The sequence below is a fragment of the Bacillus cereus group sp. BfR-BA-01316 genome (assembly GCF_022664195.1).
In the GTDB taxonomy this organism is placed as follows: Bacteria; Bacillota; Bacilli; order Bacillales; family Bacillaceae_G; genus Bacillus_A.
In genome coordinates this window covers 1-23,485 of record NZ_JAKUGX010000037.1, presented here as the reverse complement: position 1 = coordinate 23,485, position 23,485 = coordinate 1, and the positions used below count along the sequence as shown (strand labels likewise).

Genomic DNA, 23,485 nt, shown 5'->3' with positions numbered 1-23,485 from the left:
GATGCGTAATAGGAGCGAACAAGATAGTTATTACGATAAACATAAACGAGATCAAGAAGCGAAACGATTTTATAATTCTATAGCGTGGAAAAATTGTAGACAGTTAGCTTTAGAGCGTGACCATTATTTATGTCAAGAATGTTTAAAGCAAAACATTATTAACCAGGCGGATATGGTTCATCATATTGAACACTTCAAAGATAAACCAGATAAAGCTTTAGTTCTAAAAAACTTGATTAGCTTATGTAATACTTGTCATAACAAGGAACATCCTGAGAAGTCAGGTGGAGAGAAGAAGAAAGAAGTTTCAAATAAAATTAATGTGATAAAAGTTAGAGCAAACAAAGAGATAATTTAAGGAGGAGTTTGTTATGGGGCAAAAGGTACAGGTCGATATACTCTGTAACACTGGTCATATGGTGGCTAAGATGAGGATAGTTGCGGAGCATCTTCATGCATTGGCTGATGAGCTAAGTACTGTTGAAGATGATTACTGTATGAACGATGGTGAAGTGCTTGAAAGTATATATTCTGAAGGATTATTAATAAAGAAAAAATGTACTAAATGTGGGGAAGAATACGTTTGTAAAAAATAAAAAAATCACAAACAAATCATTCAACAAAAATTATATTTTTTCGAATAGCCCCCCTAACTAAATAATCAACTTTCTGACTTCGGAAAGACCGCCGTCCCCCTTCGTTCGCCACGCGGAAGGTTTTCTAAAGGGGGGAAACGCAGGGAATCGTGGCGGTTTGCAAAAAAAACCGCCACTTTTTATCCATAAAATGTAAGTGAGGTGTTGACGTGGATGAAGAGTTGAAAATTAATCATAAACCACCGACTCATCTTAAAAAGGTGGGTAAAGATACTTGGCATCGTATTTGGAGTATTTTGGAGTCTGAAGGTAAGGCGAATTTTAACGATCCAATTGCTGTAGAGATGATTGCTTACAGTTACCAAATGTATAAAGATATGGCCGCTCAAATAAAGAAAGATGGATTAACAATGGAGTATACAAATAAAGCTAATGCTACCAATCTTACAAAGCATACACTTATACCAGAAATACCAAAGTATATGCAACAGATAAGACAATACTTAGGTGAGTTAGGTTTAACGGGAGCCAGCAGAAAGAAGCTACAAGAAGCATTGACTGGGGAAAATGGCGATGACTTCGAAGAGTTCTAGTGGAATTATTCGTATACTAGTTAAACCTTCACCTAATATATTAGCAACTTGGTATACAGAGCAAGTTGCTAAAAGAAACATCATTGCCAGTAAAAAAGTTGTTTTAGCAGCTAAACGTCATTTAAATGATTTGAAGAAACAAGGAACTGATGAATTTCCGTACATCTTTGATGAGGATTTCGCGCATAGGCCAATTAAATTTATTGAAAAATTTTGTAGACCATCAAAAGGGAATTTTAAACAACTTATACTACAACCATGGCAGCATTTTGTTTTAGGTAGTCTGTTTGGCTGGGTTCATAAGGAAACACGACTAAGGCGTTTTAAAGAGGGTCTTATTTTCGTTGGTCGTAAAAATGGGAAAACGACTATTATATCAGGTGTAGCAAATTATGGAGTTAGTAAAGACGGTGAAAAAGGAGCAGATATTCCTTTATTAGCGAACTCAATGAAGCAAGCAAGGTTACTGTTTGATGAATCAAAAGCTATGATTAAAGCTTCACCATTATTAAAGAAACATTTCCGAACATTACGTGATGCGATACACTACGATAAAACATTTTCGAAAATTGAGCCACAAGCATCTGATAGTGAAAAGCTTGATGGATTGAACACACATATTGGAATCTTTGATGAAATACATGAATACAAGGATTACAAGCTCATTTCGGTAATTAAAAACTCAAGAGGAGCGCGTGAACAGCCTTTATTAATTTATATCACTACAGCCGGATATCAATTAGATGGCCCGTTAGTTAACTATTATGAACAGGGTACAGATGTATTGAACGGTGTCTTTGAGGATGAACGTACTTTTTATTTCCTGGCAGAATTAGATGATCCTAAAGAATTTGAAATGCCGGAAATGTGGGTTAAAGCAAATCCTAATATGGATGTTTCTATAAAATTAAGTGACATGATTGAGGATTGGAAAAAGGATAAACGTACACCATCAGAACGAAACGACTTTATTACAAAGCGTTTTAATATGTTTGTTAATAATAATGAACAATCATTCTTAGATTATGAAATTATTAAAAAGAATAAAAAAGTAAGAGATATTAATGATTTTATCGGTAAATCATGTATTGGTGGGTTTGATTTATCTGATTCTGAAGACTTTACCAGTGCTTGTTTAGAATTCCCTATTATAGAAACTGGAGAAGTCTTTGTACTTTCTCATTCATGGATACCAGAGAAAAAGGTGTTAATGGACAATGAAAAGATTCCCTATCGTGAATATGAACGTATGGGGCTTTTAACCATAGTAAAAGGGGAATATGTAAAGAAAGAAGATGTTTTTGATTGGTTTGTTAAACAATCAAAGCTTTTTAACATCGAATTAATTACATATGATCCAGCGAAAGCTTATGGGCTAGTCGTTTCTTTACAAAAATACGGATTTGAAACAGTGGTTGTTCGGCAAGGGTACTTAACACTAGGACCAGCTGTAGACGACGTCAAAGAGCGTTTTATCGATGGAAATGTAATTTTTAATATGAATCGTCTTTTCCGTTGGTATGTGAATAACGTTAAGATGGTTGAAGATAGAAATCGTAATAAATTACCACAAAAACAAGGTCGCTACCGTAAAATTGACGGTTTTGCGGCTTTTTTAAATGCTCATACAGAAGTTATGAAAAAATTTGTGGATGTACAAGGAAATGCTGATATTGGTGTGATTTCCATGAAAGACCTACTCAACTGAAAATATAGAAAGGTGGTGGTAAATTGCAATGGTTTAGTAGGATGAAAAGGGCTGTTTCCGGCGCAGTAGCTGGCTGGAAGGGACAAACATATGATTTTTCAAGTTGGTTAGGACGTACTTTTTGGGGCGTAGATAATTCAAAACTTGCAAATAACGAAACAATATTTAGTGTCGTGTCTCGTTTATCTAATATCATAGCTTCATTGCCAATTAAAATGTATAAAAATTATGATTTGGAAAGTAATTCAGCATCAGACGTTTTAATAAATGGACCTAATCAAAACATGACTTCCTTTGAGTTGATTCGAAACATGGAAACAGCAAGAAATGAGACTGGAAATACGTATGGTTTAATTGAAAGAGATATACGTGGTCAGGTTTCACGTATTACACCATTAATATCGACTTACGTTGAGCCAGTATTGGAGCAAGAAAGTAAAGAATTATGGTATCAAGTTATTGGCGATGGTGGGACATACTATTTTCATAATTTAGATGTCTTACACTTAAAACATATTGTTTCATCTCAAGGATTAAAAGGAATTAATCCAATCAAAGTGTTAACAAATACAATTGATTTTGATAAAGCAATTAGAGAATTTAGTTTGAAAGAAATGCAAAGTGCACCTAATTCATTCATTGTGACTTATGGCGCAAATATTGATAAGGATAAAAGAAAAGAAGTCATTGATGATTTTAAACGTTTTTATCAAGATAATGGTGGGATACTGTTTCAAGAGCCGGGAGTAACAATTGATCAGCTTGAAAGAAAATATATTGCAGCAGATACTTTCACTTCAGAAAGAATCACTCGTTCTCGTGTTGCTAATGTGTTTAATGTACCGGTTACATTCTTGAATGATAATGAGGGGCAAAGTTATGGGAGTAATGAACAGCTTATGCAACAGTTTGTCCAACTAACTTTAATGCCAATTATTCGTCAATATGAACAAGAATTTAATAGAAAGCTACTCACTCCAGCTGAAAGAAAGGCTGGTTTTTATTTTAAATTCAATGTAGGAGCTTTATTAAGAGGGGATACAGCAGCAAGAAACACACTTTATCATGGCGGTTTACGTGATGGTTGGCTAACTCGTAATGATGTTAGGCGGTGGGAAGACTTACCACCAATACCAGGTAAAGCAGATGAGCTTTGGATTAGTGGAGATATGTATCCGTTAGACATGGACCCAGCAGAACGAAAGGGGGTGAGTACAAGTGGTAAACAAACAACAGAATAAGTTTTGGGAAATGAAAATGTCTGCGGATAGTTCGAATTCAGCAGATATTTTTATTTATGGAGACATTGTTAGGTGGGTATGGGAAGATTATTTTCCTGAAGATGTTTCATCAAATACTTTTAAAGATGACCTTGATGCTTTAGGTGAAGTTTCAACACTTAATTTACATGTTAATTCTCCAGGTGGTTCTGTATTTGAAGGGATAGCCATTTACAACATGTTAAAACGACATAAGGTAAAGGTAAATGTATATATAGATGCTTTAGCGGCATCAATAGCAAGTGTCATCGCAATGGCTGGTGACACTATTTATATGCCTAAAAATAGCATGTTGATGATTCATAATCCGTGGACATGGACGGAAGGAAACGCCGCAGAATTACGAAAAGCAGCTGATGATCTTGATCGCATTGGTAATTCAAGCAAACAAACTTATTTACAAAAAGCTGGCGATAAACTTACAGACGAAAAGCTTCAAGAAATGTTAGATGCGGAAACTTGGCTTTCAGCAGACGAAGCCTTTGAATACGGTCTATGCGATGTTATAGAAGAGGCAAATCAAATGGCCGCATCACTTAATAAAGAAGTCCTTTCAAAGTACAAAAATGTACCGAAACAATTACAAAAACACAAAGAAACAAAATTATCAGCTGACGAAATGAAAAAACGTCAACAAATTGCCGAAGAGGCGAAAGCTAACGCGGACTATATTCAGACAATTCTAGGAGGAATTTATTCATGAAAATTGTAAAGGCTAACGCAAATCCATTCCGATTATCAATTGGTAACTTTCAATATTTTTCAGATAATACTTTGTTTGAACTGAAGCAAAATTTATCTACGATTGGTCAACAACTTCAAAAGGTAGAAAGAGAACTCTCTCAAAAAGCGATTGATCCATCAGCAACGACAGATGATCTTCAGACGTTACAGCAATCGAAAAAGGATTTGCAAATGCGTTTTGATGTAATTAAAGATCAACATGATTCTATGGAAGCGGAGCAAAGGGCTAAGTTTGCAACGAATCAAGGTGTTAACTCTATTCAGGACCCAAAACAACGAATTGTTCAAGCGAAAGCAGAATTAATTCGTGCAACGATGCGTAAGCAATCTGTACCAACCGATGTATGTCAAGCATTAGGTGACAATGATACAACTGGTGGTAACAAATTTTTACCTAAAACTGTGTCAACAGATATTTTAGTGGAACCTACCGTTAAAAATCCGCTAAGAAATCGATCAACAATTACACAAATTACAAATTTAGAAATTCCAAAATTGAACTTCACATTAGATGACGATGATTTTATTGCTGATACAGAAACAGCAAAAGAATTGAAAACTACAGGAGATGTAGTTTCATTTGGCCGTCATAAATTTAAAGTTCTCGCAGGGATTTCAGAAACGGTTTTAAATGGTTCGGAAGCAAACCTTGTATCATATGTTGAAAATGCATTGCAATCAGGCGTAGCAGCCAAAGAAAAGAAAGTCGCATTTACCATTACTCCAAAAGCTGGTGAAGATCATATGTCCTTCTATAAGGCTGGAGTAAAAGAGGTAACAGCAGAAAATAAATATAAGGCTATTAAAGCAGCTATCGCTGATTTGCATGAAGACTATCGTGAGAATGCGGTAATCTATATGCGTTACATTGATTACTCAGATATTATTGAAGTCCTTGCAAATGGAAACGCGACTCTATATGCAGCTCAGCCGGAGCAAGTTTTAGGTAAACCAGTAGAATTTTGTGATTCAGCTGTTGACCCAGTAGTTGGAGATTATACGTACTCTCACTTCAACTATGACTTAAATGCACTTTATGATCGTGATAAAGATGTGAAAACAGGTATTGAACAATTCGTTGTGACGGCTTGGTTGGATCACCAAATCAAATTGAAATCAGCATTCCGTATTGCGAAAGTTACTAAACCCTAATCCACCCCAAGTACCAACAGGATTGAAAGTAGATTCTACGACAGTAACCACGGCCAACATTAGTTGGTCACCTGCTGTGTACGATGGGGGAATTAAAGAGTATCAAGTGTTCCGTAATAGTAAGCAAGTTGGAACTTCTCCAACAGCATCCTACAAGGATACAGGGTTAACAGGTGATACAACGTATTCATACCAAGTGATATCTGTAGGGAATAACGGACTAAGTTCTACTTTGAGTAATGGATTAACAGTAAAAACAGCAACATCAGGATCGTAGGTGATATGGACTATGATAATAAGTCTTGATGAAGCAAAACAATATTTAAGAATTGATGGAAGTGAGGAAGATGGTATCCTCACTTCTTTTGTTATGGCAGCAGAAGAGTATCTTGCTGATGCTGGAGTCACAAATACAAAAGCAGAACGTTATAAGATAGCGGTTATGATTCTTGTAACAGAATGGTATGAAAACCGAGGTGTTTCAAGGGTATCTGATAAGGCTTCGTATAGTTTACAAAGCTTGATTTTACAATTGAGGTGATTTTATGAATCCAGGAAAGTTAAATAAGCGCCTCGCATTTCAAATAAAAGATGAAGATGCAAAAGGACCTGACGGTGAACCTATCGATAAATTTAAAGATGAATTCACTGTATGGGGTTCTTTTAATTTCCTAAAAGGAAGGGAATATTTTCAGGCGGCAGCGATAAATAGTGAAATTCAAGGGAAAACAGAAATTCGCTATCGAGAAGATGTTACCGCTGATATGAAAATTAAGTATAAAAGTGCACTTTATGATATCGTTTCAGTTCTTCCAACTGAAAAACACACATTATTAATCATGTGGAAGCGCGGTGTTATGAATGGCTAATGGTGTTGATTTCTTAGGATTTGACCGTTTAGTTTCTGAATTAGAGCAAATGGGCCTACGTGGAGAAAAGATTGAAGATAAAGCCCTTGCAGCAGGCGGCGAACCTATTCGAAAAGCGATTGCCGAGCGAGCACCAAGAAGTGATAGTCCTAAGAAACCGTCTAAAAGTGAACCGTGGCGTACTGGCCAACATGGTGCTGATCATATAAAAGTTACGAAAGCTAAACTTGAAGGTGGTATTAAAACAGTTAAAATCGGAATCGATAAAGCAGATCGTTCCCCGTGGTTCTATTTAAAGTTTCATGAATGGGGAACGTCAAAAATGCCAGCTGAACCATTTATAGAACCAGGTTTTAATTCTTCAAAGGAAGCCGCAATTCGTGCTATGACAGATATTTTAAAAAATGAAATGAGGATAAATCTGTGATAAATTTACGCCCTGAAATTGTGCAAGCTCTTGAAAATAATCAGGAGCTTGTTTCTTTGTTAGGTGGAAAGCGGATTTATTATCGTAAAGCCAAGAATGCTGAAGAGTTTCCACGGATTACATTTTTCGAATTAGACAATAGGCCAGATGGATTTGCAGATAATGAGGAAATTGAAAGTGAAATCTTATTTCAAATCGATGTTTGGTCAAAGGGTAGTACAACAGCAATTCATAAAAAAGTGAATGCAATCATGAAAAGTATTGGTTTCTCACGTTATGCGATTGCTGATCTATATGAAGATGATACACAAATTTATCATTACGCGATGAGATTCGCAAAAGGAGTGGAGTTATAGATGGCTGGAGAAATTATTACAATTAGTTCGACTGTCGGTGTAGATAATCTTGTTTATGCAAAACTATTAAAAGATAATGCGACAGGTGTGGAATATGCAACGGTAAAGAAAATGGAAGGTGCTGTAAAGGTTAAAACATCTAAAAAGGTAGCTACTGAGATTATGTGGAGCGATAACAAGAAATCAGAAATTGCTGAGTCTGACGGTGAAGTCGAAGTTGAAATTGAAGTTCGAGGACTTTCACTATCCACGAAAGCAGATATCGAAGGATATCCAGAAGTTAAAGATGGTGTATTAGACGAGAAACGCGAGGGAGAAAAACCATATTTAGCAATTGGATACCGTTTTTTAAAGGCAAATGGTAAGTATCGTTATGTTTGGTTACTCAAAGGGAAACTTTCACAAGAGGAAGAAGAAGCTGAAACGAAAAAAGACAAACCTAACTTCCAAACAACTAAACTCAAGGGGTCATTTATTGAACGTGATTTTGATGATAGACCAAAATTCACAGCTGATGCTGATGAACCTACGTTTACAAAAGCTGTAGGAGATAATTGGTTTAGTAAGGTATATGAAAAAAACGTAACACCACCAACAGGCAAGTAAGAGGGAGCAAAAGCTCTCTCTTTTTTATTAACTAAGGAGGAATAAACTATGAAACTAACATTACGAATTAATAAGGAAAAGAAAACTTTTAATTTACCGGGGTTCATTCCAGCTCGTTTAATCCGTCAAGCACCTGAGCTTGCTGATATTCCAAATAATCCTGGTCCAGAGGATATGGATAAAATGGTTCAATTTGTAGTGAATGTTTTCGATGAACAATTTACTTTAGATCAGTATTGGGATGGTATGGATGCTCGTAAGTTTTTATCAACAACTTCAGAGGTGATTAACACCGTTATCAATGAAACTGTGGAAGCGGCTAGTGGTACACCTGGAACTGGAGAAGAAGCAAACCCAAACGCGTAGAGGGAGGAGGGCTGACGTTCAGTGAGTTTATGGACGAGCTTTACCTCTCTTTATTACGTCAGGGATACAAACATCATCATATCGATAATGAAATGGATATTTGGCATTATTTAAGGTTAAATCGGAAGCACCGCGAACAAGGTAATTCAAATAATGAAAATCAGAATTCAAATGAAATAGAAGTTCCGGCTGAAAACATTATCTAACGAGGAGGTGAGACATTGGCAAATGAAGTGAATAATTTAGTAGTTAGACTTTCCCTTGATAATGTGAATTTTCGTCAAGGGATAGCAAATTCAGGACGTGCAGTGAGGACCTTGCAGAATGAATTGAAATCTGTAAGTACAGGCATGGGCGGTTTCGCTAGTGCTAGCCAACAAACACAAGCGAAAATGGATGCTTTAAGTAGGCTCATTGACGCGCAAAAAGAGAAAGTTAAAGCGTTACGGCAAGCGTATGATCAAAATAAGGCTAAATTAGGTGAAAATGATGCAGCAACTCAGCGGTATGCTTCACAAGTTAATAAAGCTGTTGCTGATTTAAATAGATTTGAAAATGAATTAAAGCAAGTAAATAAGCAAGCTGAACAAAAAGGGATGGATAAGTTAAATAATTCTTTAAAAGCCCTACAGGCTGAATTTCAGTCTATTACAACAGGAATGGGCGGTTTTTCTAATGCAACTGAACAAACACGAGCTAAAGTTGATGTTTTATCTCGTACGGTAGATAAACAAAAAGAAAAGATTAGGGAACTTCAATCAGCCTATAACCGAGCTAAGACGGAAGAAGGGGAAGCAAGTCAGTCAGCGCAAAGATATGCTGAACAAATTCATCGAGCAACAGCTGAACTAAATCGATTCGAATCACAATTACAACAGGCAAATCATGAATTGGATCAGCAAGGGAATCGTCTATTGAACTTCGGTAATCGTATGGAGGCAATGGGAAACCATTTACAAAATGCTGGAATGCAAATCGGTATGGTATTTGGTGGAATGACTTACGCAATAGGTCGAGGTTTAAAATCAGCTGTGGAAGAATCAGTGAATTTCGAACAACAAATGGCGAACGTAAAAGCGGTTTCCGGTTCTACTGGAGAAGAAATGAAGAAGTTAAGTGAACTATCGGTGGAAATGGGTGAAAAAACAAAATTCTCATCTGTGGAAGCAGGTAAAGGCGTTGAAGAATTAATAAAAGCTGGTGTTAGTTTAACAGACATTATTAACGGTGGTTTAGAAGGCGCTCTTAACTTAGCGACAGCAGGAGAATTAGAACTAGGAGAAGCGGCGGAAATCGCATCTACGGCTCTAAACGCATTTAAAGCTGATCACCTTTCAGTGGCAGATGCAGCAAATATTTTGAGTGGTGCAGCCAATGCTTCAGCAACAGATGTACATGAATTGAAATATGGTTTGTCAGCATCCGCAGCTGTTGCAGCAGGTGCTGGTATGACTTTTAAAGATACAGCAACAGCTTTAGCAGTATTTGCACAGAACGGGTTAAAAGGTTCTGATGCAGGTACATCTTTAAAAACAATGCTTATGAGGTTAAACCCTTCAACTAAAGAAGCGTATAACAAGATGGCAGATTTGGGACTTATTACTTATAATGCGCAGGCTGGATTTGATTTCTTGGTTAAAAACGGCATCACACCGGCATCTAGAAGTGTGGGAGATATTGAAGTTGCACTAGAAAAATATGTAATGAAAACGGAAGGTGTAAAGAAATGGAATGATAAGTGCGATACAACATTCCGTGAATTAGCCACAAGTTCAGCTTTCTTATCTTCAAAATTCTACGATCAACAGGGGCATATTCAAAGTCTAGAAAATATTTCAGGAACCCTTCATGAATCTATGAAAGGTTTAACAGATCAGCAACGTAGTATGGCTCTAGAAACATTGTTTGGTTCCGATGCTGTTCGTGGTGCGACTATTCTTTTCAAAGAAGGTGCTACTGGTGTAAATAGTATGTGGGATGCCATGTCAAACGTTACAGCGGCTGAAGTTGCTGCAACTAAACTGGATACTTTAAAAGGGCGCCTTACATTACTAGATTCAGCATTTTCCACAATGAAAAAGACAATTGGTGATGCACTTGCCCCTGTGGTTAGCGCTTTTGTTGCTGGACTACAAAAGCTTGTCGATGGGTTTAATGCTTTGCCTGGTCCTGTACAAAAGGCTATTGCAATTACAGGTGGTATTGTTCTTGCGTTAACAGCTGTGGCTACAGCGATAGGGGTTGTTTTAGCAGCGTTTGGAATGATCGCTTCAGGAATTGGTTCTCTATCTCTTGCATTAGCATCAGTTGGTGGGATTGCTGGAATCGCGGCTGGAGCAGTTGGGTTCTTAGGAAGTGCGCTTGCCGTTTTAACAGGGCCAATTGGTCTAGTAGCAGCCGCTCTTATTGGAACTGGAGTTGTCGCATATAAGGCATATCAAAAAGCAACCGAGGACAGCATTGCTTCAGTAGATCGCTTTGCTACGAATACAGAAGGAAAAGTTAGTTCCTCCACAAAGAAAGTTCTTAGTGAGTATTTCAAACTATCTGATGGTATTAGGCAAAAGTTAACTGAAATCAGATTAAATCATGAAGTAATAACAGAAGAACAGTCGCAAAAGTTAATTGGCCAATATGACAAACTAGCTAACACAATCATTGAAAAAACCAATGCAAGACAGCAGAAAGAAATTGAAGGACTTAAAAAGTTCTTTGGTGATTCATATGTATTAACAGCTGAAGAAGAAAATAAGCGGATTGAACAACTTAATCAACATTACGAACAAGAAAAACTAAAAACACAAGAGAAAGAAAACAAAATTAAAGAAATTCTACAAACAGCCGCTAGAGAAAACAGAGAACTAACAACGTCTGAACGCATCTCTTTACAAGCATTACAAGATGAGATGGACAGAGTCGCTGTAGAACATATGTCTAAAAATCAAATGGAACAAAAGGTTATTCTTGAAAACATGCGTGTACAAGCTAGTGAAATTTCAGCAAGACAAGCAGCTGAGGTTGTTCAACATAGTGCTGAAACTAGGGATAAGGTTATAGCAGATGCAAAGAAAACTCGTGACGATAAAATTGCAGAGGCTATTCGACAACGAGATGAAAATAAAACGATTAATGCTGAAGAGGCAAATGCAATTATTGCAGAAGCCAAACGACAGTATGACAGCACCGTTTCCACAGCAAGAGATAAGCACACTGAAATTGTAAGTGAAGCAAAGGCGCAAGCTGGAGAACATGTTAATCAGGTGGATTGGGAAACTGGACAAGTAAAATCTAAGTATGAAGTAATGAAAGATGATGTTGTCCAAAAAATGAAAGAAATGTGGTCAGATGTTACTCAAAAATATGAGGATATGAAAACATCAGCAAGCAACAAGGTAGAAGAAATAAAAAATACTGTTTCAAGAAAATTTGAGGAACAGAAAAAAGCCGTTACAGATAAAATGAACGAGATAAAAAGTGATATCGAAGAGAAGTGGAACACAGTTGAAAAATTCTTCAGTACCATAAATTTACGTTCAATTGGAAAATCGATTATAGAAGGTCTTGGCAAAGGAATAGATGATGCCTCAGGAGGTTTATTTAGTAAAGCTGCTGGAATTGCAAACGATATTAAAAAGACTATTTCTGGAGCGCTTGAAGTAAACAGTCCATCAAAAGTAATGATACCTATCGGTAGTGCGGTTCCAGAAGGTGTTGGAGTGGGGATGGATAAAGGGAAACGTTTTGTTGTGGATGCAGCAAAAAATGTAGTTGGAACTGTTAAGAAACAAATGGGGAATATGCCGTCTGTATTTGACTTTGGATTCCAATCATCTAGTCCATATATACCTGGCGATGTATTGGATACCTTTACTCATGGTATGCAACCAAATATTCCACAACAATATGCTAATCCGTCTAATAACAGAGTATTCCCGAATAAGTATTCCGCAGAGAAAGAAATAAATCTTACTGTAAATATGACGAACTCAATAGATGGAAGAGAGTTAGCAGGTGCAACTTATACGTATACTACAGAGCTTCAAGAGCGTGAAAGAGAAAGACGAAAACAATTCTAAGGGCGGTGATACATTATGGGGAAATTAAGCTTCACATTTAATAATATTCGAAAAGATTACATTCAAATGCTTGTAGGAAGAAAACGCCCCTCATGGGCTCCAGTTAAACGAAACCTTGTAAGAATTCCTCATCGTCCAGGGGCATTGTTACTTAATACAGAAACAGAGGAGCGTCGTATTGACGTTCCTTTTGTTATTAAAGCAAAAAAAGATATGGCTGATTTGCAAAAGCTTAAAGAGGATTTAGCAGACTGGTTATTTACCGAAGAACCAGCTGAACTCATTTTTGATGATGAACTTGATCGAACCTATCTAGCTGTTGTAGATGGTGCAACTGATCTTGATGAATTAGTGAATAGAGGGAAAGGTACATTAACATTCGTTTGCCCTATGCCTTATAAATTAGGGCCTACCCAAACAGTTGATTTTAAGTTAGATAGCCGTGGTTTTATAGCTAATGTTCAAAACAAAGGTAGTGTAGCATCTAATCCCATTTTCGAGATTGAAGTAGAAAAGCCTTCTACATTTTCAGATGTATGGAATGGTATGAATTACTTTCGGATTGGATATCCCCTTAAAGCAGATCAAGTTCCTGTTGAAAGGAATCAACGTGTAATGTGGGATGACATGTCCACAACTGTAGGATGGACAAATGTGGCGCAAACCGAGGATATGACAGGTGGAGGGAAATTTAAAGTACATGGTGGTTCTAGACTTATGCCTGAATATCTCGGTGAACCTACTGTAAAAGGATGGCACGGTTGTATAGCCAAAAAGAATATTCCGCAAGGTCCATTGCAGGATTTCATTATGCAAGCTTATGTTGGAGTAAGAAGTTTGCACTGGGACCAAATGGGGCGCGTAGAAATTGGGCTTCTTGATGAAAATAGCGATTATGTCGCTCGTATATCTATGAGTGATGTTCAATGGGAAGCGGAGCAGAATAGTGGATTTGCCTCTGTTGGAAATAGAAAAAAGCCCGGCGGTCAAGTATTTATCAATGAGACAGGTGATCATCCTAACACATGGAATCAATACAGAGGTCGATTATGGTTAGCACGAACTGGAAACAGATGGGAAGCTTATATTTCAAGATTTAGAGATGGTACGGAAATTGATGATTCTGAACGATTTGTAGTATGGATAGATGAAAACAACGTGAATATGAACAGAGTGGCACAAGTTCAAATTAGCATCTGCCAATTTTCTAATAACATGTTCTGCCAAAACATGTCCATTGATGACTTGAAGATTTGGAAAGTAAACATGAACACACAAAGTAATCCTCCTTATATTTTTGATGTTGGCGATAGAATTCAAATCGATACAGAACGAAGTCTCGTAACGATAAACGGTAAAAATGCTATTAATCTAAAAGATATTTTCAGTGATTTTCCGACTATAAACAGAGGTTCAAATACGCTGGAAATTATGCCTGCAAACATTGGGAAAGCAAAGGTTACATATAGGGAGAGATACAGATGAGAACACCAAGCGGAATCCTCCATGTCGTTGATTTTAAGACAGAACAAATTGTTTCAACCATTCAATCTAAAGATTATTGGGACGATAAACGACATTGGGAAATCAAAAATAATGTTGATACATTGGAATTCAAGGTATTTGATAACACCGACAATGCGGCTACACTTATGCAACAAAATTTAGTTTTAAAGGAAGTTCGTGACGGACGTATCGTTCCTTATGTCATCACAGAAATAGAAAAAAACTCAGATGATAGATCAGTTACTGCTTATGCATCTGGAGAGTGGATTTTATTAGCAAAAGCAGGTATTATCACTCCTCAACGAATTGAAGGGAAAACGGTAAATGAGTTTATCGACATGGCTTTAATAGGGACAAAGTGGAAACGAGGTCGTACAGAATACTCTGGGTTTCATACAATGACTATCGATGAATTTATCGACCCACTTAAATTTCTAAAAGATATTGCCTCTCTTTTTGATTTGGAAATTGTTTATCGTGCTGAAGTTGTTGGATCACAAGTTGTTGGCCGATACGTTGACATGATTAAAAAGCGTGGCAGAGAAACAGGGAAAGAGATAACACTTGGTAAAGACCTAGTTGGGATTAGACGTATTGAAAACTCTCAAAATATTTGTACAGCATTAGTAGGTTTTGTGAAGGGTGAAGGCGACAACATTATTACGATAGAGAAGATTAATAACGGGCTTCCATATATAACAGATAATGATGCTTTTCAACGTTGGAATGAGCGTGGTCAACATAAATTCGGTTTCTATACCCCAGAGACAGAAGACCAAAATATGACTCCACAACGTCTTATGACTCTTATGAAAACAGAGTTAAAAAAACGTGTAAACACATCTTATTCGTATGATGTTCAAGCGCAAAGCATTGGTCGAGTTTTCGGACTAGCTCATGAAATGATTAATGAAGGTGACACAATCTACATTAAAGATACAGGGTTCACACCGAAATTATATCTAGAAGCTCGTGTTATTGCTGGTGATGAATCATTTACAGATCCTACACAAGATAAATATGTGTTTGGCGACTATCGTGAAATCGTTGATCCAAATGAGGAATTAAGAAAGTTATATAACAAAGTTCTTGCCTCTCTGGGGAATAAAGCTAACAAGGAACTATTAGAACAACTAGAAAAGTTAGCTGAAGAAGCAAAGAAAGAATCTGGCCAAGCTGTAAAAGAATCTCAAGCGGCTAAAGAATTAGCCGAGAAAGTTCAAGAAAACCTAAAAAATAATACAGTTAACATCATCGAAGCTGCTAATCCACCAACTGATAACCTTACAATTAGCAAAACTCTGTGGCGAGATATTAGTAATGGTAAGCCAGGTGTTTTAAAAGTATGGAACGGAAAAGGATGGGAATTACTTATCCCTGATGTAGAATCCGTTAAAAAGGAAACCCTTGAACAAGTGAATAAAGATATTTCTGCCACAAAACAAGAATTAAATAAAAAAGTGGAAGAAGCTCAAAAAGAAACTTCTGGACAATTCAAGGAAGTAAAAGAAAATCTTCAAGAGGTTTCTCTAACGATTAAAAATGTACAAAACTCTCAAGGTGAAATTAATAAAACTGTCTCTGAAATGAAACAAACCAACGAAGGTTTTACAAAATCTATAGAATTATTAACAAAAAAAGACGGTGAAATTACTGAAAAATTAAATACAGTTGAAGAAACTGCCGAAGGTACAAAAAAGACGATTGCTAAAGTACAAGAAACAACTACAGAGTTAACAAAAACAACGACTGAAATTAAAGAGCAAGCTGGGAAGATTAGTGAAAAGTTAGAGAGTGTAGAAAAGAAAACTAACAACCTTAGTGTTGGTACTCGAAATTACATTCTACTAAGTGCTGTTGAATCTGAATTAGTAAATACCGATGTTACCCAAACGAAAGGCAAAACATACGCTGTTTCTGATTTAGCTAAAACAGATTTTAGAGGGAAACCAATTGTTTTAAGTTTTGATGCGGAAACGAATGGTTTAGTCCATGGGACAGCGAGTAATAATAGTGTTGGTATAGAGCTTAGGGTTGTATACAAAGATGGAAAAACAAACTGGTTTGAGGCGTGTTATAAACAAATAGTACCTGGTGGAACCAATCCATACCGTAGGTATCATAAAGTATCACCAATGATTGAGGATAAAGAAATTGCTGAATTAACAGTCACAGCTTTATTTAGGAGCGCATCAGGTACTGTTAAATTTAGAAATCTTCAAATTGAGATTGGGACTATTCCTTCATCGCATCAGCCAGCACCAGAAGACCAAGTATCAACTGATGAATTCACCAAGAAAACAACTGAGATTGAAAAAAGTGTGGATGGTGTTAAAGAAAATATAACAAAGGTTGAACAAAATCAAACGGGATTTGATAAACGTGTTACTACTGTAGAGAAAACAGCAGACGGTATTAAACAAAATGTTACTAGTTTACAAGAAATACAAACCAATCAAGGGAAGCAGTTGCAAGAGGCTAAGGCAGGATGGGAAACAACTGCAAAAGCTTTAGAAGGAAAAGTTGAAATAAAGCAAGTAGAGGATTATGTTGGTGGAATTGGTAACATAAACGTAGTTCGTAACTCTTTATTCAAGACTTATTTAAAGTATTGGGAACTCATGGGAGGTTCTGCATTTACTGCAATAGACACAAATGTTAAATACAATGGATGTAATTCAATTCGAACAATTGTTACCGGTTCTACTGGAGGATCTTGGTATGGTGCGAAGTCAAATTATACAGATGCGGTCCCAGGAGAGACTTTTGTTGCATCTGCGTATCTTTTAACAGATGATCCAAATTCAATCGATGGTAAGGTTCATATAGCAATAGAATTCTTTGATTCAACTAGAAACAGAATAAAAATAATTGGAACTGAAGTTAAATTACTAAAGGGGCAATGGACGAGGGTTTTAGTTTCCTCAGTAGCCCCAGAAAACACACGTAGCATTACTTTGAGGTATCAACTTGAAAAGAATGGTCGTATTTGGATGGCTCAACCGATGCTACAAAAGGGGACAACTCCATCTAGTTACTTGGAAAATCCAAATGATATTGTTGATAAAGATAAAATCATGGAAGATTTGGCTGATAAAGTAGCGACTGAAAAATACGATAAGAAAGTTACAGAGTTAGAAAGAAGCATCACAGCAAATGGAGAAGGCGTTACTATCCTTTCCGGAAAACAGGAAAGTTTTATCAATGAGACCTATAATGCCTATGTAAAGAAAACGGAATCTAAGTTACAAGTGTTAGATGAAGGAATTATCGCACAGATTTTAAAGGATGGTATTGTTACTGCCATCAATATGTCTCCTGGGAAAATTACAATTGATGCTAAGAAACTAGAAATTAACGCCGATACAATTGTCACGTGGCTTACAGCCAAAGGTATCAACGCTGATTTGATTACCATTAAAAATAGTAAAATTACAATTAATAAAGATGGCGTAGACGTAAGTATGGCCGACTTCTTATATCAAGATGAAAGAGGGCTAAGAACTACGGTTTTATCTAAAAGGAACTTAGTTATTGATCACGATTTCTCTAGTACTCCAAAGAAAGTAATGGTTGGTAACACTTCGTATAGCCAATTTGAGACGGGTAAATTTTGGAGACCTAATGGCAATGTTGTTATAGAGAATAATACGTACAACTTTGACTATGAACGAATGGTTAATGCGACGCGTGTTGACATGTTTAATTATCCCGAGATAACTGTGAAGAATGGTATACATCCAGGTAATGTTTATACCCTATCGACACATTTCCGATGCGCTACGATTAATGGTAAAAGGGTGACCGCTAGACCACAGTTACATGTCTGCTACGTTACGTATCGAGATAACGTTCATTACGATATCTGGCAAGAATCCAAATTATCATTTGACTCGCCTAGCACGTTTTATGGTGACATTCAACGAAGGGCGTTTACATTCACAGTGCCCACTAATTATAAACCTGGAGAGCACGCGATTGTTATAAAAGTAGAGTCAGCGGATGGTGACATCTCAAAAGGAACTGCCGTTTGTGCTTCTGGTGTTCAACTGGTTACTGGTAAATATCCTTCTATGTATGAATGGCAAGCACAAAGTGCGGAAATATACTCCGGTATGATGCCAATCGATAGTTTGGAATTCGGTAACGAACATGGTTTTATATCGGTTGCTCAAGATAGACAAACATTTGATTTTGGCGGTAAGTTAGATGCTAAATTCTATAACAATATCCGAGCAGTACAAGGGGTTAATCTTGGTGGGAATGCATTTCAAGGTTGGGGACATATACGTTTTACAGATGGTAATCTCGGCCCAGGATTTTATGTGAACACTGCGAATGGTTGGAAATTTAATGCCCTTGGATAAAAAAGGAGAGATATAGAATGAATAAGTATGATATTCAAATAATGCCACTTCAAGCAGATGAAAGCTTTCCTTTTATGGGGAGGCTGGTAGATGCAAAAAGAACTGATACAGGAATTTCTGTCCAAATACCTGCTGATATGTTAAATAATGCGGGCATTCCTAATGGCGCTAGTAAGGTCGAAGTGTGGAGAGAAATGTCTGACGGAACAATCTGTTTCAGAATTGCAACAAGATGTGAATTGTGTGGACGTGGTGCAAGACTTTATGAGTTAGATATGGGATTTGCGAAAAAAAATATTTGTGCAGATGATTATTTCAAACTGACAGGTAAAAATCCACCGCAAGAAATTCTAACAACTGAAACAATACTACCCGAACAGCTATAAGCTGTTTTTTATTTTGAACAAAATACGGCTTTTATAGCAAAAGAGGGACAAATAAATGTCTCTCTTTTTATTTTGGAATGGGGTGGTCAAAGTGGAAGGATTACAAGATGTAAGGAACGATGTTCATGAAATAAAGCAAGATATTAAAGACATTCGTTTAGAAATTAAAAGTTTAGAGATGCGAACAACGGGTAACGAAAAAGATATTATCAATATAAACAAACAGTTAGATAAAATTAGCGCCAATACCACCTGGATCTTACGGCTTATTGTAGGTGGGATTATAGGCGCAGCACTCACTTTCTTAATGAAAGGAGGTGGTATGTAATGTTTGAAATTACTGTAATGATTGGAATTGGAATTGGTCTTTCTCAGATTGCAAAAACAATTGGATTACAAACAAAATACGTTCCGTTATTAAATTTAACGCTTGGCATTGTGCTAGGCGTTTTATTTTTGGGCGGAGATATCAAAACAAATGTATTTCAAGGAATCATCATTGGACTATCAGCAAGTGGATTATTTGACCACACAAAAATTATGAAAAAGGATGTTGATGCTAAATGAAAAAGAAAATGAAACTAGCTTCCTCTGTATTTATGACACTAGTGCTCCTGTTAAGTTTCACAACAAGGGCTTTTGCTGATAGAACCCTTATTATTCCTGATTTACCAAAACAGCCATATCGTTATGGTATAGGTGTTTATGAAGGCGTTGTAGCTCATTCAACGGCAACTCCAGAAGCTCCGGCGATCAATATCCAAAAGTATGAATCTCGTACATGGCGTTCAGCTTTCGTACATTACGCAGTAGATTGGAATGAAACAATCCAAATCGCTGATACAAAGTACATTGCTTATGGAGCTGGCCCAGGAGCGAATAAACGATTTGTACATGTTGAATTGTGCGAAACAAGAGATTACGAGAAATTCAAACGCAGCTATGATAAATATGTAAAATTACTTGCTAAAATCCTACGTGATCGTGGATTATCTGTAGAAAAAGGATTGTGGACTCACTATGATGTGACGAAACATCTTGGAGGTACAGATCATGAAGATCCACTTGATTACTTACGTAGCCACGGTGTTTCGGAAGCTCAGTTCCGTGCTGATGTGCAACGTGCATACAATAATTCTAATGTAGAAGTTTCAGTTCCTGAAAAGCCATCTAAACCAGAAGAAGTACCAACAGCTGTAACAGACGGTATCGCTTATATTGAAGGATACAACGTTAATTTACGTAAAGGACCAGGTACAAGCTATTCTAAGATTCGTCAGTTACATAAACCAGAATCATATATTGTGTGGGGCGAAAAGGATGGTTGGTTAAATCTTGGCGGTGAACAATGGATTAAAAACGACCCATCTTATGTGAAGTTCAATAAGAAAAGCACAGTGGATTCCTCTATTGTAGGGAAGCGTGTTGTTTCTAAAGTTAATAACCTACGTTTCTATGATGCTCCATCATGGCAGGATAAAGATGGAGCCGGTTCTGTAGGTGCAGGTTTAGGATTTACGATTGACGCTAAAGTAAGTGTCAATGGATTGCCACAATATAAAGTACACAATAGCAAGGGCAAAACATATTATGTAACAGCAAATGAAGCCTATGTGTATGTGAAGTAATGGAAAAAGCCAGCTTATATGAGCTGGCTTTTTCACATAGATATGTTTAATTTTAAAATTTACTATTCAAACAGTTTATCCATTAAATTTTGAATTTCACATCTTCTTTTGTCTGTTTCATTCTTATCGATTGTATACTTATCATCCTCAATAATAAGAACATCACCTTCTTTTGCAGTAGAAGGGAGTTTGGATCTTGGCACATCAATTGTTAGGTTATTAATTTCAATAACTGCTAATTCTCCTTCAAAACGGTCAATAATACCTCTTTGCATAATTATCTCTCCGTTCTTACAGAAATATTTGAACCATCACTATTAATAACTACAGTTCCATTTAAATCTGTTCTATAGACCTTAACAGACATTGAAGATAACTTTGCTAAGGTTTCTTGTGTAGGATGTCCATATCTGTTACCTGCACCTGCACTGATAACAGCGATGTTTGGTTTGACTGCATCTAAAAATGGCTGAGAAGAAGAAGTCTTACTTCCATGGTGACCAGGTTTTAATACATCAGATTTTAAGTTTGAACCATGCGCTGCAACCATATCTTTTTCGCTTTTTGTTTCAGCATCGCCAGTAAATAAGAATGATTTGCTGCCGTGCGTTACTTTTAATACAGCACTCCATTCGTTTAAGTCGTCACCATATTCTTTAACAGGAGCTAAGAATTGTGAGTTTAAACCACTGATTGGTAAATTTAAGCCGGATTTTGCTTCTTTAATTGTTAATCCTTTGTTGGCTACCGCAGTTAAAAAGTCCTTAAATGTTTGGGTAGTATGACTTACTTTAGGTGCATAAACATTTTTTACATTCATAGAATTAAGAACTTCATCTAAGCCACCGACATGATCGGCATCAGGGTGCGTAGCAATCATATAATCAATCGTTTGGAATCCCAGTCCTTTTAGATAATTCGCCACTACTTTACCTTTACCATTGTTTCCTCCATCAATGAGGATTGTTTCTCCACTTGGAGATTTAATAAATGTAGCGTCACCTTGTCCCACATCAATATAATGAACCTCTAAGTTACCCTTAGGCTTAGGAAGAGCCGGACGGAAGCTTGGTTCTAATACACGAGCCAAGAATGCAGCGAATTGCTCACGAGTTACTTTTACGTCTGGACCAAATGTACCATCAGGAAATCCAGCGGTGATATTATTTTGAGCTAGAGTTTGGATATATTGGTAACCCCAATGAGTAGATGGAACATCAGGGAAATTAACGTCCGCACCTGTAGGCTTCAAATCAAAAGTTTTAACAAGAACTACTGCCATTTCTGCACGAGATAATGAGCGGTCAGGGAAGTAGTTTTTCTCACGTTGTACAATGTTATTATGTGCTAACTTATGTACAGAATCATAGTAATAGATACCTTTGGTTACATCAGAAAAAATATGATCATAGCTAGATGGTTTTTCTAATTTTAACGATAAATCTAGCATTAATGCCATTTGTCCACGAGTTACATTGTCACTAGGATTAAAATATCCTTCAGGAGTACCATTAATAATGCCTTTTTCTGATAAATAGTTAATCTCTTTAATTGCCCAATGATTAGTTGGAACATCAGGGAAAGATTTAGCACTTGCAAGATTAGGAATAAATAATGTAATAATCATTACAAAAGCTGTTAGTAATAAACTAAACTTTTTCAAAAATATCGCCTCACTTTGTATATTTTTTAACGATTTAACTTTAGCATTTCTTACCAATAATTCAAAGCTTAATAGAGTAATATATAATTTTTAGTTTTTTCTCTACAACAGGGTGTTACCAAAGCATGTTGTATATGATATTTAAGAAGATTAATCACAAAAAATTAATGATATATATATAAGATAGTGGTTCGAAAATTGACCACTAACTATTTAAAACTGTGTAATAAAATGCTCACATTTTGCTCACAAATAATATAAAAACACGTGAAAAAATATGAAATGAATTTTTATAGTAAAATATAGTGAAATAAATAAAAATAAATAAAAAGTGCTATAAATGCTTATTTAACGGGCATTTATGGCACTTTTGTATTTTTATATTAAACAAAATGAATAAGTTTAAAACTGCTCATTCTTCTCCCAAGATTCTACAATATAATGAGCAATCGTTGGGTTGAATCCTTTACCAACTAAGAACATAATCGCAGCAACTTCTGTTAAAGCATGTTTGTGTGATGTATGTTTCGCTTCATTTAAACCGTAATCTACCCAAGGTTTTACGAAATCAAGTACAGGTTTCTTTAAAGGTAAAAACTGTGTACCGACAACTTGTTGGATTTGTTGTTGCGTTGGTTCTGTAATAGGTCCTGGTGGTAAAATTTGTGGCTGCGTAATATCGAGTGTTGGCTCAGGCGGTAAAATTTGCGGTTGCGTAGGATCGATAGTTGGCGGTGCTGGTGGTGAAACTCGCGGGTCATAGTTTGGCTGATACATTTGTTGTTGGTATTGCGGTTGTTGTTGTGGCTGAGTTGTGTATGGATTTTGTTGATATTGTTGTTCTTGGGTGCGCTGCGGTACATATGGATTTTGTTGTTCTTGAGTGTACTGAGTTGTGTATGGATTTTGCTGATATTGTTGTTCTTGAGTTGGTGGTGCTACGTATGGATTTTGAGGATATTCATAATTTGGACGTGTGTCATATGGATTTTGTTGATATTCAGTTTCTTGAGTTTGCGGTGTTGCGTATGGATTTTGTTCGTATTGAGGCTCTTGATGTTGTGTCTCTTGCTCCCCGTACTGTTCAGCATATCTTTGTTCCTTATGTTGAGGGGAAAAAGGTTGTTGTGGGTAAGGCGGTTGATTATTATAGAACATGTTT

The 23,485-nt window shown here is 36.6% G+C and carries 24 protein-coding genes; 21 read left to right on the top strand and 3 right to left on the bottom strand.

Translation table 11 applies throughout. From position 1 onward, the window contains the following. The first annotated feature begins 1 nt into the window (after position 1). From MR071_RS21840 to MR071_RS21740, 21 genes are all read left to right on the top strand, one after another. Positions 2-358, top strand: a complete 357-nt coding sequence (locus MR071_RS21840) for an HNH endonuclease (protein ID WP_242237980.1) — start codon at positions 2-4, stop codon at positions 356-358. 13 nt (positions 359-371) lie between these two features. Further along, entirely contained in the window at positions 372-596 is a 225-nt protein-coding gene (locus MR071_RS21835; protein ID WP_242237979.1) for a hypothetical protein, read from the top strand. Positions 597-805: 209 nt separating this feature from the next. Further along, positions 806-1,189 carry a phage terminase small subunit P27 family gene (locus MR071_RS21830; RefSeq protein ID WP_242237978.1) on the top strand — a complete coding sequence of 128 codons (384 nt, stop codon included), beginning with the start codon at positions 806-808 and terminating at the stop codon, positions 1,187-1,189. Continuing rightward, on the top strand, positions 1,170-2,897 hold the full coding sequence (locus MR071_RS21825) for a terminase large subunit (protein WP_242237977.1): 1,728 nt from the start codon (positions 1,170-1,172) through the stop codon (positions 2,895-2,897). The genes MR071_RS21830 and MR071_RS21825 overlap by 20 nt, the downstream gene beginning before the upstream one ends. Positions 2,898-2,920: 23 nt before the next feature. Next, positions 2,921-4,138: a phage portal protein gene (locus tag MR071_RS21820; protein ID WP_242237975.1), complete on the top strand. Its 1,218-nt coding sequence runs from the start codon at positions 2,921-2,923 to the stop codon at positions 4,136-4,138. Continuing rightward, positions 4,116-4,880 (top strand): head maturation protease, ClpP-related, encoded by a 765-nt coding sequence (locus MR071_RS21815; protein WP_242237974.1) that lies wholly within the window; start codon positions 4,116-4,118, stop codon positions 4,878-4,880. The genes MR071_RS21820 and MR071_RS21815 overlap by 23 nt, the downstream gene beginning before the upstream one ends. Further along, complete coding sequence (locus MR071_RS21810; RefSeq protein WP_242237972.1) at positions 4,877-6,073, top strand: phage major capsid protein; 1,197 nt, start codon at positions 4,877-4,879, stop codon at positions 6,071-6,073. The genes MR071_RS21815 and MR071_RS21810 overlap by 4 nt, the downstream gene beginning before the upstream one ends. A gap of 22 nt (positions 6,074-6,095) precedes the next feature. Continuing rightward, positions 6,096-6,350 (top strand): fibronectin type III domain-containing protein, encoded by a 255-nt coding sequence (locus tag MR071_RS21805; RefSeq protein WP_309243142.1) that lies wholly within the window; start codon positions 6,096-6,098, stop codon positions 6,348-6,350. A gap of 12 nt (positions 6,351-6,362) precedes the next feature. After that, positions 6,363-6,614 carry a head-tail connector protein gene (locus MR071_RS21800; RefSeq protein ID WP_242237969.1) on the top strand — a complete coding sequence of 84 codons (252 nt, stop codon included), beginning with the start codon at positions 6,363-6,365 and terminating at the stop codon, positions 6,612-6,614. 4 nt (positions 6,615-6,618) lie between these two features. Next, complete coding sequence (locus MR071_RS21795) at positions 6,619-6,942, top strand: phage head closure protein (protein ID WP_242237967.1); 324 nt, start codon at positions 6,619-6,621, stop codon at positions 6,940-6,942. Continuing rightward, entirely contained in the window at positions 6,935-7,369 is a 435-nt protein-coding gene (locus MR071_RS21790; RefSeq protein ID WP_215559946.1) for an HK97-gp10 family putative phage morphogenesis protein, read from the top strand. The genes MR071_RS21795 and MR071_RS21790 overlap by 8 nt, the downstream gene beginning before the upstream one ends. After that, the gene (gene gp17 / locus MR071_RS21785) at positions 7,366-7,725 is read left to right on the top strand and encodes a tail completion protein gp17 (RefSeq protein WP_242237965.1); all 360 of its coding nucleotides are present in this window, start codon (positions 7,366-7,368) and stop codon (positions 7,723-7,725) included. Before MR071_RS21790 ends, gp17 begins: the two co-directional genes overlap by 4 nt. Beyond that, entirely contained in the window at positions 7,726-8,331 is a 606-nt protein-coding gene (locus tag MR071_RS21780; protein WP_242237963.1) for a major tail protein, read from the top strand. It begins immediately after the preceding gene. 48 nt (positions 8,332-8,379) lie between these two features. After that, on the top strand, positions 8,380-8,697 hold the full coding sequence (gpG, locus tag MR071_RS21775; RefSeq protein ID WP_242237962.1) for a phage tail assembly chaperone G: 318 nt from the start codon (positions 8,380-8,382) through the stop codon (positions 8,695-8,697). A gap of 221 nt (positions 8,698-8,918) precedes the next feature. Further along, positions 8,919-12,773 (top strand): phage tail tape measure protein, encoded by a 3,855-nt coding sequence (locus MR071_RS21770; RefSeq protein WP_242237960.1) that lies wholly within the window; start codon positions 8,919-8,921, stop codon positions 12,771-12,773. 15 nt (positions 12,774-12,788) lie between these two features. Further along, positions 12,789-14,258 carry a distal tail protein Dit gene (locus MR071_RS21765; protein WP_242237958.1) on the top strand — a complete coding sequence of 490 codons (1,470 nt, stop codon included), beginning with the start codon at positions 12,789-12,791 and terminating at the stop codon, positions 14,256-14,258. Then, positions 14,255-18,646 carry a phage tail spike protein gene (locus tag MR071_RS21760; protein ID WP_242237956.1) on the top strand — a complete coding sequence of 1,464 codons (4,392 nt, stop codon included), beginning with the start codon at positions 14,255-14,257 and terminating at the stop codon, positions 18,644-18,646. The genes MR071_RS21765 and MR071_RS21760 overlap by 4 nt, the downstream gene beginning before the upstream one ends. A 17-nt stretch (positions 18,647-18,663) precedes the next feature. Beyond that, positions 18,664-19,032 (top strand): hypothetical protein, encoded by a 369-nt coding sequence (locus tag MR071_RS21755; protein WP_242237954.1) that lies wholly within the window; start codon positions 18,664-18,666, stop codon positions 19,030-19,032. 91 nt (positions 19,033-19,123) lie between these two features. Further along, the gene (locus MR071_RS21750) at positions 19,124-19,360 is read left to right on the top strand and encodes a hemolysin XhlA family protein (protein WP_097832037.1); all 237 of its coding nucleotides are present in this window, start codon (positions 19,124-19,126) and stop codon (positions 19,358-19,360) included. Next, positions 19,360-19,599 (top strand): holin, encoded by a 240-nt coding sequence (locus MR071_RS21745; protein WP_242237952.1) that lies wholly within the window; start codon positions 19,360-19,362, stop codon positions 19,597-19,599. The genes MR071_RS21750 and MR071_RS21745 overlap by 1 nt, the downstream gene beginning before the upstream one ends. After that, positions 19,596-20,660: an N-acetylmuramoyl-L-alanine amidase gene (locus tag MR071_RS21740; RefSeq protein ID WP_242237950.1), complete on the top strand. Its 1,065-nt coding sequence runs from the start codon at positions 19,596-19,598 to the stop codon at positions 20,658-20,660. The genes MR071_RS21745 and MR071_RS21740 overlap by 4 nt, the downstream gene beginning before the upstream one ends. 62 nt (positions 20,661-20,722) lie before the next feature. Here the strand turns inward: MR071_RS21740 and MR071_RS21735 are convergent, their stop codons facing one another. The 3 genes from MR071_RS21735 to MR071_RS21725 form a co-directional block, all read right to left on the bottom strand. After that, a complete protein-coding gene (locus MR071_RS21735; protein ID WP_242237948.1) occupies positions 20,723-20,935 on the bottom strand; it encodes a DUF3006 domain-containing protein in 213 nt (70 codons plus the stop codon). A gap of 2 nt (positions 20,936-20,937) precedes the next feature. Then, positions 20,938-22,323: an S-layer homology domain-containing protein gene (locus tag MR071_RS21730; protein ID WP_242237946.1), complete on the bottom strand. Its 1,386-nt coding sequence runs from the start codon at positions 22,321-22,323 to the stop codon at positions 20,938-20,940. A gap of 402 nt (positions 22,324-22,725) precedes the next feature. Beyond that, entirely contained in the window at positions 22,726-23,481 is a 756-nt protein-coding gene (locus MR071_RS21725) for a hypothetical protein (protein ID WP_242238021.1), read from the bottom strand. Positions 23,482-23,485: the final 4 nt, after the last annotated feature.